Source organism: Echinicola salinicaeni (assembly GCF_014280965.1).
Classification (GTDB): Bacteria; Bacteroidota; Bacteroidia; order Cytophagales; family Cyclobacteriaceae; genus Echinicola; species Echinicola salinicaeni.
The window spans coordinates 387,402-400,056 of the sequence record NZ_JACODZ010000005.1 but is presented as its reverse complement, the minus strand read 5'-3'; the positions used below and the strand labels follow the sequence as shown (position 1 = coordinate 400,056).

General features: G+C 38.6%; 11 protein-coding genes. 10 read left to right on the top strand and 1 reads right to left on the bottom strand.

From position 1 onward, the window contains the following. Positions 1-3 precede the first annotated feature (3 nt). The 5 genes from H7U17_RS11680 to H7U17_RS11660 all read left to right on the top strand — a co-directional run bounded on the left by H7U17_RS11680 (position 4) and on the right by H7U17_RS11660 (position 4,880). Positions 4-990, top strand: a complete 987-nt coding sequence (locus H7U17_RS11680; RefSeq protein WP_186756902.1) for an aldo/keto reductase — start codon at positions 4-6, stop codon at positions 988-990. Positions 991-1,049: 59 nt separating this feature from the next. After that, positions 1,050-1,949 (top strand): aldo/keto reductase, encoded by a 900-nt coding sequence (locus tag H7U17_RS11675; protein WP_186756901.1) that lies wholly within the window; start codon positions 1,050-1,052, stop codon positions 1,947-1,949. A 154-nt stretch (positions 1,950-2,103) separates the two neighbouring features. Continuing rightward, positions 2,104-2,424 (top strand): hypothetical protein, encoded by a 321-nt coding sequence (locus tag H7U17_RS11670; protein ID WP_230981375.1) that lies wholly within the window; start codon positions 2,104-2,106, stop codon positions 2,422-2,424. Between the two features lie 141 nt (positions 2,425-2,565). After that, the gene (locus H7U17_RS11665) at positions 2,566-4,218 is read left to right on the top strand and encodes a SulP family inorganic anion transporter (RefSeq protein ID WP_186756900.1); all 1,653 of its coding nucleotides are present in this window, start codon (positions 2,566-2,568) and stop codon (positions 4,216-4,218) included. Between the two features lie 23 nt (positions 4,219-4,241). Further along, complete coding sequence (locus tag H7U17_RS11660) at positions 4,242-4,880, top strand: carbonic anhydrase family protein (protein WP_186756899.1); 639 nt, start codon at positions 4,242-4,244, stop codon at positions 4,878-4,880. 280 nt (positions 4,881-5,160) lie between these two features. Here H7U17_RS11660 and H7U17_RS11655 read toward each other — a convergent pair whose 3' ends face one another. Then, positions 5,161-5,511, bottom strand: coding sequence for a single-stranded DNA-binding protein (locus H7U17_RS11655; RefSeq protein ID WP_186756898.1), 351 nt, complete (start codon positions 5,509-5,511; stop codon positions 5,161-5,163). A 194-nt stretch (positions 5,512-5,705) separates the two neighbouring features. Here H7U17_RS11655 and H7U17_RS11650 point away from each other — a divergent pair, with 194 nt between their 5' ends. From H7U17_RS11650 to H7U17_RS11630, 5 genes are all read left to right on the top strand, one after another. Beyond that, positions 5,706-6,080 carry a hypothetical protein gene (locus tag H7U17_RS11650; protein WP_186756897.1) on the top strand — a complete coding sequence of 125 codons (375 nt, stop codon included), beginning with the start codon at positions 5,706-5,708 and terminating at the stop codon, positions 6,078-6,080. A gap of 68 nt (positions 6,081-6,148) precedes the next feature. Beyond that, complete coding sequence (locus H7U17_RS11645) at positions 6,149-7,459, top strand: DUF2254 domain-containing protein (protein ID WP_186756896.1); 1,311 nt, start codon at positions 6,149-6,151, stop codon at positions 7,457-7,459. A 32-nt stretch (positions 7,460-7,491) separates the two neighbouring features. Then, positions 7,492-8,226 carry a class I SAM-dependent methyltransferase gene (locus tag H7U17_RS11640; RefSeq protein ID WP_186756895.1) on the top strand — a complete coding sequence of 245 codons (735 nt, stop codon included), beginning with the start codon at positions 7,492-7,494 and terminating at the stop codon, positions 8,224-8,226. Positions 8,227-8,367: 141 nt separating this feature from the next. Next, positions 8,368-11,319, top strand: coding sequence for an FAD-binding and (Fe-S)-binding domain-containing protein (locus tag H7U17_RS11635; RefSeq protein WP_186756894.1), 2,952 nt, complete (start codon positions 8,368-8,370; stop codon positions 11,317-11,319). Positions 11,320-11,487: 168 nt separating this feature from the next. Next, positions 11,488-12,639, top strand: coding sequence for a glycosyltransferase family 4 protein (locus H7U17_RS11630; RefSeq protein ID WP_186756893.1), 1,152 nt, complete (start codon positions 11,488-11,490; stop codon positions 12,637-12,639). Positions 12,640-12,655: the final 16 nt, after the last annotated feature.

Sequence of the window (12,655 nt, the reverse complement as noted above, 5' to 3'; positions counted from 1 at the left end):
GTTATGGAATATAGGACTTTAGGTAAAACCGGATTAAAGGTGTCAGAAATATCATTGGGAACATGGCAAGTAGGTGGAGGCTGGGGCGGTGCTTTTGATGAAAAGGCAGCTTCGAGAATTATTAATAAAGCGATTGATGAAGGGGTGAATTTTTTAGATACAGCGGATGTATATGATGATGGAGCTAGTGAACATGCGGTCGGGAAAGTTTTAAAAGAACGGTCTGAGGATATATATATTGGGACCAAATGTGGCAGACAAATTAATCCACATGTAGCTGAAGGTTACACGCCAAAGGTACTCAGGGCATATGTCGAGGCTAGTTTAGAAAATATGCAGTTGGAGACCTTGGATCTAATTCAATTGCATTGTCCTCCAACAGAGGTTTTTTATAGAGATGAAATTTTTGAGTTGTTTGATAGACTAAAGGATGAAGGGAAGATTCGTTATTTTGGTGTAAGTGTAGAAAAAGTGGTAGAAGCCAAACAGGCAATAAAATATCCAAATGTTTCGACTGTTCAGATAATTTTTAACATGTTTAGGCAGAAACCTTTGGAAGAGTTTTTTAAGGATGCCGAAGAAAAAAATATTGGTATTATAGCTCGAGTACCATTGGCCAGTGGGCTTTTAAGTGGCAAAATGGATGCATCGAGCACTTTCGATAAAAATGATCACAGGGATTTTAATAGAAATGGAGAAGCATTTGATAAAGGCGAGACATTTTCAGGAGTTGATTTTGAAACAGGCCTTAAGGCTGTGGAGCAGCTAAAGCCTGTGTTTGAGGACAATGGGGTACTGGCTTCTTGGGCCTTAAGGTGGATTTTGATGTTTGATCAAGTGAGTACTGTTATTCCTGGAGCTTCTAAAGTAGAACAGGTGGTTTCAAATGTCAATGCGGGTCAATTACCTCGCTTGAATTCTGATCAAATGAATAAAGTGAGGGAAGTTTACAATGAATATATTAAGCCAAGTGTTCATTTGCTCTGGTAAAATTAAGGAGTGATAATGATGCGATATAAATTGAAATAAAAAATAGAAAAAGGGTTATAATGAATTATCATCAACTAGGAAAATCTCCCATAAAAGTATCTGAACTGTCTTTTGGGTGTATGTCATTGAAAGGTAGTAAATCAGATGATAGGGCATTATTGCGTGAAGCTTTTGACCAAGGGATCAACTATTTTGATACAGCAGACCTATATGATGGCGGAGAAAATGAGAAGCTTGTAGGAGATGCCTTGAAAGGAATAAGAAAGGAAGTCGTTCTTGCTACAAAAGTAGGAAACCAGTTGCGAACTGATGGAAATGGTTGGGACTGGAATCCCCGAAAATCCTATATCTTAAAAGCAGTGGATAAAAGCCTTGAGAGGCTACAGACAGATTATATCGATTTGTATCAATTGCATGGAGGAACCATGGATGACCCTATCGATGAAACGATTGAAGCATTTGAGCATTTGAAGCAGGTGGGGAAAATCAGAGAATATGGCATTTCTTCTATTCGACCAAATGTAATCAAGAGTTATACCGAAAAATCTAATATGGTTGCTGTAATGATGCAATATAGTTTGTTGGACAGGAGGCCTGAAGAGGAATGCTTGGAATTACTTGCTAAGAATGATATTAGTGTCCTTGTTAGAGGGGCCTATGCCAAAGGTTTATTGTTGGATAAACCTGTACAACCGTATCTTAATTGGTCTGAGAGCGAGGTCGAAAATATAAAAGGGAAATTAGCTGCTCTAAGTTCAAGTTTGGTAGAAAGAGCGGGCTTGATCTTGAAGTATTTGCTAGAACAGCCTGCGGTGACTTCTATAGTTTCAGGCATCCGGAAGGAAGAACAATTATTGGACAGTTTGGAGGCTTTGGAAGCAATGGGCGATTGGGATCAAAAGATTATCCAATTAAAAGAAAAATTGCCGGTTAATAGGTATGATTCACACCGTTCATAAAAAAATATGAGAAAATCAAAGATTAAAACAAAGGAATAGACTTGTTCGATTTTGTGATTAATTAATCTATACAGGAACATTTGTCTTATTATATCCGTAGGTTTTCTAAACTTTTGCATACTTTTGGAAATAATAAACTAGAAAAAAATAGCCTTTGACAGATTATTCAACATATAGAAAAACTATTGCCACCATTTTTTTGGTGATTTTTGCATTTTTGGTAATTGGTCCCAGTACCATAGCTTTGATCGATGATCAAATTGATGTTTCTATTTGTTATTCAATGGTGGAAGAAGAAGAGGAGGAAAGCCATGAAAATCATAAACTAGAAAAGGAAGATTTTGTGGACAAATCTGTCTGCTGGGATGCCATACTGGCTCAGTCGAATATTAATTCTGATTTGAATTTCCACCGGATACAAGATTATCATTTCGTCCTAAGGGATCAATTCTGCCCACCTCCAGAACTTTCGTAATATTTTACAGCCAATTTGAGCTGAATTTAGGCAAGCTAAAAATTCCTTTTTATACAGAGGGATTCTTTTGAAGCAAATAAAAAAGTGTTTCGGGAGATGTTTTGCGCCTTATTTAAATTACGAATAAAAAAATAAAATTTTATGACAAAGAAGACTAATCTCTTTGCAAACCTCAAGTCAGACTTGCCATCTGGTCTTGTAGTATTTCTTGTGGCACTTCCATTATGTTTGGGGATAGCAATGGCATCTGGTGCACCATTATTTTCAGGAATCATTACTGGAATAGTTGGCGGTATTGTTGTTGGGTTTTTGAGCCAATCTCATATAAGCGTTTCTGGTCCTGCTGCAGGTCTGACCGCTATTGTAATTGTAGCCATTCAGGATTTGGGTGGATTTGATATATTTTTGGTATCAGTCGTTTTAGCAGGTCTTATACAACTTCTATTGGGTTTCTTGCGTGCAGGCAGTATATCTAATTATATTCCAAGCAATGTCATAACGGGTATGCTTGCAGGTATTGGGGTAATTATCTTTATTAAGCAAATACCTGTGGCACTAGGATCAGATGTGGAAATTGGAGGTGGTTTGGCCATTTTCTCTGATATTGCTGCTTCTTTTACGGATATTCAGCCAGGAGTGATCTTGGTGACTGCTATTTCTCTGGCGATATTGATTGCTTGGGATAAAATTCCTGCATTGAAAAAATTAAAACTGGTACCGGCTGCTTTAGTAGCTGTGATATGTGGGGTATTAGTAAATGAGTTTTTGATCATGTCAGGCAGCTCTTTAGCGATAGGAGAGAAATACCTTGTTAGTTTACCTGTCCCTACTTCTACAGAAGATTTTAAAAATTTAATTACCCTTCCTAAATTTGGAGCTGTAGCTAATCCTGAAGTTTGGATTGTAGCCATAACCATTGCAATCGTTGCATCGATTGAAACTTTATTGTGTATAGAAGCCGCAGACCGTATGGATCCGATGAAAAGGGTGACCAATACCAATGTGGAATTGAAAGCGCAAGGAATAGGGAATATGGTCAGTGGATTGATTGGAGGGCTACCAATGACTTCAGTGGTAGTCAGGACTACGGCAAACGTTAATTCGGGAGCTAAGTCAAAGATGTCGGCAGTTATTCATGGTATATTCTTATTGATAAGTGTTTTGACAATCCCCGTTATTTTAAATAAAGTGCCATTAGCTACTTTAGCTGCGATTTTGTTGTTGATTGGTTATAAATTAGCCAAGCCTTCAACTTTTACTTATTTTTGGAATCAAGGGAAATACCAGTTCTTGCCATTTGTGGCGACGCTAGGAGCAGTAGTCTTTTTGGACCTATTGAAAGGGGTCGCTTTGGGTATAGTTATCAGTGTTTTCTTTGTACTAAAAGGCAATGCCAAAAGAGTATACTATTTCAAGAAAGAAGACTATAATGATGGAGATGTTATTCATGTGGACTTGGCCCAAGAGGTGTCCTTTTTGAACAAGGCAGCTATTAAGCAGACTTTGAATCATATTCCAAAAGGAGCAAGCGTGGTGATAGATGCTTCTGATACTGTGTATGTAACGCATGATGTATTGGAGCTTATTAGAGAATTTAAGGAAATTCAGGCACCAGAAAAGAATATATCCGTAAAACTAATTGGCTTTAAAGCTGCGTATAATCTGGAAAATGACTTAGAGGAATCTAATCATGTTTCCACAGAACATAAAGAAGTTTTAACTTATAGGAAAAATAGGAAAACATCTCATAAAGAGGTAATAACTGATTTGATTAACAATAATTCATCGAATTAATTAAAGGAAATTTCAATAAAAATATGAAAGCACATACCGCTGAAACTCAAGCAACAGTGACTCCACAAAAAGCATTGGACTTTTTGAAAGAGGGGAACCAAAGATTTGTGAATAATCTAAAGTATAACAGGAATCTGCTTGAGCAGGTGAATGATACCAAAGATGGGCAATGGCCTTTTGCAATTGTGTTGAGTTGTATCGATAGTAGAACATCTGCTGAATTAATTTTTGACCAGGGATTGGGAGATATCTTTAGTACAAGAATCGCTGGAAATGTGGCAAACGAAGACATTTTGGGTAGTATGGAATATGCCTGCAAAGTGGCTGGGTCTAAACTTGTGGTGGTGTTGGGCCATAGTAAGTGTGGAGCAATAAATGGTGCTTGTGCAGGAGTGAAAATGGGTAACCTTACTGGTCTTTTAAATAAAGTTACTCCTTCAATTGAAGAAGTTAAAAAAGAGCTGCCAGACAGCTTACCAACAGATGTTAAATTTGTTGAAGCAGTTTCACACCATAATATTATCCATACCATGGATGCCATTTTGGAAAGAAGTGCTGTATTGAAAGAATTGTATGATGCAGGTGAGATCGGAGTCGTAGGTGGTTATTATAATGTGGAAACAGGCGAAGTAGAATTCACTAAGACCATGATTAAAAGCTAAATTGACAGAGCATTTATTTTATAGCAAAGGAAGCCACATTGTGGCTTCCTTTTTTTCTTGAGAGGTATTAGCAGCCCTGTGCTACAGAGTACAAGTATTATCTTCCGGAAATGCCAAAACATAACCTGCTTAATCTCTGGTTTTGGCTAGGAGAGCTTGGGATGCATTGAGTTTAGCATCTTGAAGCTAATTAATATCAGTTTATTAGCCCTTTTCAGTAATAGAGGGGCATTTAAGTGCCCCTCCACTACTGCTTCAGTGTATAAATTAAAATAGGTAACTATGCTTCGGCCTTGCTTTTGTCCCCCAATAGCACCAGGTCATTAACTTGGATTTCCGTGATGTATTTTTTGACACCGCTTTTATCAGTATAGGTCCTGTTGATGAGCTTTCCCTCAATGGCGATCTCAGAGCCCTTATCAGTATATTTGTTGATAATTTCTGCGGTTTTGCCCCAAGCAACCAGTTGATGCCAGGTGGTGTCTTCTACGCGGTCCCCTTTAGCATTTTTATAGATTTCGTTGGTTGCCAAGCTTAGCCTTGCCATCGCATTGCCATTATCCAATACCTTAAAATCCGCTTTTGAGCCTAGTCGGCCAATTAATTGAACTTTGTTTCTTAAAGTGTTCATAACAATAATCATTTAGGTTAAAGAATAAAATCAAAATGAGCATTAGTGTAAATGCTTGGTTCAAATTTGCCTTATATGCTGATTTCTAGTCGGATAATAAATGTTTCTTTCCATTTGTAGTCGTTTGTAAGCATTTGCTTATCTGTACTTTGATTTGTAAATTCCATTAGTTTTTTAATTAAACCTTATTTTTTATGTATAATGAAAAGAAGCAATGTCTCTATTGCGAGAATGATATTCAGGGCAGGGCAGACAAGAAATTTTGTGATGATCAATGTAGAAACAATTATAATAACCAATTAAAAGCGGTTAAGAATAATGAGATCAGAAATATCAATAATGCCCTGAAAAAGAACAGGAATATATTGGAAGGGCTACTGAGCAAGGAGGAAGGAACTTTTAAAGTGAACAGAGAAAGGTTATTGGCAGAGGGGTTTCAGTTCAAGTACCATACCCATCATTATATCAATAAGAAGGGCAATGTTTATGTTTACTGTTATGATTATGGTTATCTGGAATTGGATCATGATTCGAATTGGTTTTTGGTGGTGAGAAAAAAGTCAAATTAGTAAGCTGGCCTATTCTAGTATCATTACTTTATGAATTAAATATTTGATAAGAATTAATCGGATAAGTCTTGAAAAACAAAATCATTTATTTTTGGTCCATTCTTCAGTCCTCTTTTTGGTTTGTTCCTTTACTGCTAGTAGTTTCTTCTATAATTGCTGCAACAGGTTTTATATACCTGGATAATAATTGGGATTTTGCTTCATCTGGGGTAATTAGCTTTTATGTGCATGGAGGAGCGGATGCAGCACGGAGTATACTTTCTACCATTGCAGGGGCGATGATCGGGGTGGCGGGCACGGTGTTTTCCATTACCTTGGTGGCCTTGACACTGGCTTCATCACAATTTGGGCCTCGCTTATTGCAGAATTTCATGCATGACCGGATCAATCAAGTAGTCTTAGGTTCTTATATAGCAACATTTACCTATTGCCTCCTTGTTCTTAGAGCGGTTAAGTCAGACGGGGAAATGGCTTTTATCCCAAATATCTCTATTACATTTGCCATAGTTTTAGCGATCGTGAATATTCTTTTGCTAGTGGTTTTCATACACCATATTTCCGTGAATATTCAAGCAGATCAGGTAATCTCCAATGTTAATCTTAATCTCAGGAGAAATTTTAAGCGACTATTTCCCAAGGAGGAAAATGGAAATGATCTGTCAGAGATTGATGAAGAAAAATTATCCGGAAAAAAGTCCAGTTTAAAAGAGAAACTGGAAGTATATGCCCAGGAAAGTGGTTATCTGCAATCTGTGGATCATACAGGTCTTTTTAACTTAGCCAAGGATCTGGAAGGTTTGGTAGAGGTGAAAAAACATGCCGGTAATTTCATTATTGAGGGGCAGGTTTTGGCCCTGGTCCTGAGTGCCAATGAATTGGAGGTAGAAAAAAATGATCAAGTAAAGTCTTTTTTTATTATAGGACGGAAAAGGACCTCAACCCAAGATGTAGAGTTTTCGATAAGGCAGATGGTGGAAGTCGCGGCCAGGGCACTTTCTCCGGGAGTAAATGACCCTTTTACGGCCATTACCTGTATAGATAAGTTGACCGATATAATTTGTTATTTGACTTCAGCAAAACTACCAAGTCCTTATCACTTTGATGAAGAGGGGGAGGTGTTTTTGATCACCAAGACGATCAGTTTTGAAGATGTGATGAATGTGTCTTTTAATCAAATTCGCCAATATGGAAAAGATGCTCCAGCAGTTATTATAAGATTGATGGAGGCAATGCTCACCATTTATAATTTTTCGAAGAATGAGGAACAAAGAAAGATTGTTAAGAAACATGCCCGAATGATCATGCATTTAGGGAAGGAGAGTTTTGTGGAAGAAAATGACATAGATGATTTGAGGGCAAGGTATGAGCAACTTATTTAGTGTAATGATTGATCTATTAAAAGTTTACCGTCGTGAAGGATAATTTCTCAGGACACGCATCGGATTACAGGAAGTTCCGTCCAGCATATCCAGATGAACTCTATGAGTTTATACTTTCTAAGGTTTCAAGCAGATCTGCAGCATGGGATTGTGGAACCGGGAATGGTCAGGTAGCAGTAAAGTTAGCTGATTATTTTGAAAGTGTTGAAGCTACAGATATCAGTGCCCAGCAATTGGCCTTAGCCCCTCAAAGAAATAATATTGTTTATAGTTTGAGGTCTGCAGAAGAGAGTGGGTTTGCAGATAATAGTTTTGATCTGATTACCGTGGCACAGGCTGTTCATTGGTTTCAATTCGAAAAGTTTTTTAATGAAGTCAAAAGAAGCTTAAAATCCCGAGGAATTATAGCTTTGATAGGATATGGATTGGTTCAGTTGGAGGGAGGAGAAAAGCACCTTGGCAATTTATATGAAAACATCCTAGGAAATTACTGGGACCTCGAAAGAAAATATATTGAACAAAACTATGAAGGTATTCCCTTTGATTTTGGGATTATCCGGTCTCCTGAACTAAGTATGGAATATCATTGGACCTTTGATCAGTTTATGGGGTATTTAAATACTTGGTCAGCGGTTAAACATTATGAAAGGGCTCACAGGGAAAGTCCTCTGGCTTTGGTAAAGGAGCAATTTCAGGAACTTTGGGACAATCAGGAAAAGGTCAAACTTAAATTCCCTATTATCTTGAGAGTAGGTGTTAATCATTAGTTGTATTTTTTCCTGAAAAACTTAGGGCAAATGCCTTTTTGGTGTTGAGTTTGTTGGTCTATCTTTGGGGTTTTGTTATTTTTTCAACAGATAATTCATTTTATTATTTATTAGTTGGCCTAACTGTTTTAATTTTATGGCATGTCTAAGGAGCAAGAGAATTTGTCACCTTTTTTGGCTGATTTGGCCAAAGAATTAACCGGTGAATTATATTACGATCAATTGATGAAAACCCTTTATGCCACTGATGCATCGGTATATAGGGAATTACCTTTGGCGGTAGCGATGCCGAAAACCAAAGAAGATATTAAAAAGCTTATCCATTTTGCGAATAGCCATAAAACATCTTTGATTCCAAGAACAGCAGGGACTTCCCTCGCTGGCCAATGTGTGGGAGATGGTATTGTGGTGGATGTTTCAAAGCACTTTACCCAAATTTTAGAATTAAATAAGGAGGAAGGCTGGGTGCGCGTGCAACCAGGTGTAGTGAGGGATGAGCTGAATGCATTTTTGAAACCTCATGGTTTGTTTTTTAGCCCCGTTACATCGACAGCCAATCGGGCAATGATTGGTGGGATGGTTGGAAATAATTCATGCGGAACGACATCTATTATTTATGGTTCCACCCGAGAACACACTTTGGAACTCCATACGATTCTCAGTGATGGTTCAGAAGCTACTTTCGGGAAAATATCCAAAGAGGAATTTGAGCAGAAATGCAGTCAAAATGATCTTGAAGGTAATCTTTATAAGAAGGCCTTTGAGGAATTAAGTGTAGAAAAGCATCAGGAAAACATCCGTAAGGAGTTTCCTAAATCCAGTATCCAAAGGAGAAATACAGGATATGCGGTGGACTATTTGTTGGAAACTGAAGTTTTCTCGGATACAGATACGGAATTTGATTTCTGTAAGTTGCTGTGTGGGTCTGAAGGGACTTTGGCTTTTACTACGGAGATCAAAATTCATGTTGATCCACTTCCAGATCCAAAAGATGTGGTAGTAGCGGCACATTTTGAAAGTATACATGCTTGTATGAAGGCCACTCAGCTGGCCATGAAATATCATCCTACAGCCTGTGAGATGATGGATAAAATTATCCTCGATTGTACAAAAGAAAATATTGAACAAAGCAAGAACCGGTATTTTGTGGAAGGTGATCCAGAGGGAATTCTAATGATTGAATTCAGGGGGCAAACAGAAGAGGATGCCTTGAAGGATGCCCAAAAGATGATAGATGGGATGAAAGCAGCAGGATTAGGTTATGCTTTTCCAATCATTACAGGTGACAGAACCAAAAATGTTTGGGCGCTGAGAAGTGCTGGACTAGGTTTATTGGCTAATATTCCAGGAGATAAAAAGGCTGTGGCCTGTATTGAAGATACGGCTGTGGATATTGATGATTTGGCGGATTTTATTGATGAATTTGGCGAGATCATGAAAGGATTTGGCCAGAAGCCAGTGCATTATGCCCATGCCGGTGCTGGGGAAATCCACCTTCGACCTATCTTGGATTTGAAAAAGTCAGAGGATGTGAAGGATTTTTATAAAATTACCGAAGCCGTAGCCAAGTTGGTGAAAAAATATGATGGTTCCTTGAGTGGTGAGCACGGAGATGGAAGGGTAAGGGCTGCTTTTATACCGATTATGGTGGGAGAAGAGAACTATCAGTTGTTCAGGAGAATTAAAAAATCCTGGGATCCCAATAATATTTTCAATCCAGGTAAAATAGTGGATACTGCTCCTATGAACAGTTTCTTACGCTATGAGCCAGATATGGTCACACCTGAATTTGACACGGCCATGGATTTTGGTCATGTAGGTGGAATCCTGAGGGCTGCTGAAAAATGCAATGGCTCTGGTGATTGCCGTAAACTGCCTATTTCTGGTGGTACCATGTGCCCTAGTTATATGGCTACCAGAAATGAAAAAGATACTACAAGAGGAAGGGCAAATACTTTAAGGGAATTTTTGACCAAGAATACTAAAGAGAATCCTTTTGACCATCCAGAGGTGAAGGAGGTGATGGACCTTTGCCTTTCCTGTAAGGGCTGTACTTCTGAATGCCCCTCTAATGTGGACATGGCCAGCCTAAAGGCAGAATTCCTTTACCAATATCAAAAGACCAATGGAGTGCCTTTGCGAAGTAAGGCATTTGCATATATCAATAATCTCAATGAGCTTGGCAGCTTGGTGCCTGGATTGACAAACTTCATGATGACCAACAAGTCAACTGGTGGAATGATGAAGAAAATCCTAGGTGTGGCAGAGCAAAGATCATTGCCCACCATTTCCAAGGTGAATTTGAGAAAATGGTACAAAAAGCATTACAGTAATTTGCCAGTAGCAGAAAAGTCCAATGGCCGAGTAAATTTCTTCTGTGATGAATTTACCAATTTCAATGATACAGCAATAGGGATCAAGGCGATCAAATTATTGCATCATTTAGGTTATGAGGTAGTCATGAGGGAACATCCAGAAAGTGGTCGTGGCGCGATCTCTAAAGGTTTATTGGATCATGCCAAAAATTTGGCAAACAAAAATGTAGCGGTTTTCAAAGATGTGGTCAACATTGATGAACCATTGGTGGGTGTAGAGCCATCGGCCATTTTAAGTTTTAAGGATGAATATCCTAGGTTGGTGAAAACTGAATTGGTTGAAGCTGCCAAAAAGCTGAAGCAAAACAGCATGATGGTAGATGAATTCCTGGCCAAGGAAGTTATGAGAGGAAAAATCACAGCGGATCAGTTTACCAAGGAAAGCAAGAAAGTATTGCTTCATGGGCATTGTCATCAAAAGTCGCTGAGTTCTGTGAACTTTACGCAGAAATTATTGACTTTGCCTGAAAACTATACCCTAGAAACTATTCCGTCTGGTTGCTGTGGCATGGCAGGTTCCTTTGGCTATGAGGAAGAACATTATGAAGTGAGTATGAAGGTAGGGGAGATGGTATTATTCCCAACGGTCAGAAAGGCTACAGAGGATACCATAGTGGCAGCACCAGGAACGAGTTGTAGGCACCAGATTGCTGATGGTACAGGAAGGAAAGCGCAGCATCCGGTGGAGGTACTGTTTGAGGCAGCAGGATTAAAATAAAATGTTTAATGGTTGGCAGCTACCTATTCAGCTGTCAACCATTATTTTACTTTTTGAATTTTTGGTCGAATATTTGATGATGAACAATAAGTTGTATTTATAATTCATCTCCAAGATATATACCTTCACTTTTTAGGTTTATATTTGCACTTTTAAAGGAAAAAGTTGATGCCAAAATTAATCCGTGTAACCACCGTTCCCCTCTCTCTGAAATTGTTGCTTTCAGGTCAAATGAAGTATCTGAAAGATGCTGGCTGGGAGGTGTTGATGGTAAGTGCTGATGGAAAGGAAGTTAATGAGATTAAGCGAAAAGAGGGCTGTGAACATGTTATCATTCCTTTCAGTAGAAAAATCACACCAATACATGATTTAATTTGTCTTTGGAAATTAATTCAACTTTTTAAGCAAGAGCGACCTGATGTGGTTCATACACATACCCCCAAGGCAGGTTTGCTCGGAATGATTGCGTCAAAGTTTGCAGGGGTGAAAGTCCGTATACATACTGTGGCGGGGATGCCCTATGTGGTGACAAAAGATAGCAAGCGCAAGCTTTTGGAGACCATGGAAAAGTGGACCTTTAGCAATGCTAACCATGTTTGGCCCAATGCCCATTCACTGAAAGACCTGATTTTGAAAGAAAAGCTCAGCAAGCCAGAAAAGGTAGAGGTTCTAGGAGATGGTTCTTCTAATGGAGTGGACCTGGAAAGGTTTAATCGTGATAATTTAAAGGAAAATCACTTGGTTGCCGCAACCATGCGGGTGATGCCCGGTGAGAATGATTTTATCATTTTGGCAGTAGGAAGATTGGTGAAGGACAAGGGGATAGAAGAACTGGTAAATGCTTTTTTAAACTCCAAGATTATCAATCAATCCAAACTGGTGCTGTTGGGAGATTTTGAGCAAGATCTTAATCCACTGGAAGAAGATATTATCCGTAAGATCGAAGATCATCCAAGAATTGTGCAAGTAAACTGGTCAGATCATGTGGAGCATTATATGGCCATTTCTGATGTGCTAGTCCATGCCTCACATAGGGAAGGGTTTCCAAATGTATTATTGGAAGCAGGAGCCATGCAATTGCCGATTATCTGCTCAGATATCATGGGGAATAGTGATATTGTGACCAATAAGAAAACTGGATTGGTATTTCCTGTAAAGGACAAAGGAGTCCTTAAGGAAGCCCTTGAGTTTGCCTTTGTAAAAAGAGAGGCAATGCAAACATTGGCAGATCACCTTTATGTTGAAGTGACGGCAAAGTATGATCGAAAAAAAATGCATGCATTGATTTTAGAAAAGTACCGTGAATTGACTGCCAAGTAGCCTTTTGTACCAGAGG

Bases quoted from the DNA above. Each gene is read 5' to 3' on its own strand.
- H7U17_RS11650 (WP_186756897.1), top strand. From the start codon at position 5,706: ATGTATAATGAAAAGAAGCAATGTCTCTATTGCGAGAATGATATTCAG.
- H7U17_RS11665 (WP_186756900.1), top strand. From the start codon at position 2,566: ATGACAAAGAAGACTAATCTCTTTGCAAACCTCAAGTCAGACTTGCCA.
- H7U17_RS11655 (WP_186756898.1), bottom strand. From the start codon at position 5,511: ATGAACACTTTAAGAAACAAAGTTCAATTAATTGGCCGACTAGGCTCA.
- H7U17_RS11675 (WP_186756901.1), top strand. From the start codon at position 1,050: ATGAATTATCATCAACTAGGAAAATCTCCCATAAAAGTATCTGAACTG.
- H7U17_RS11680 (WP_186756902.1), top strand. From the start codon at position 4: ATGGAATATAGGACTTTAGGTAAAACCGGATTAAAGGTGTCAGAAATA.
- H7U17_RS11635 (WP_186756894.1), top strand. From the start codon at position 8,368: ATGTCTAAGGAGCAAGAGAATTTGTCACCTTTTTTGGCTGATTTGGCC.
- H7U17_RS11660 (WP_186756899.1), top strand. From the start codon at position 4,242: ATGAAAGCACATACCGCTGAAACTCAAGCAACAGTGACTCCACAAAAA.
- H7U17_RS11630 (WP_186756893.1), top strand. From the start codon at position 11,488: ATGCCAAAATTAATCCGTGTAACCACCGTTCCCCTCTCTCTGAAATTG.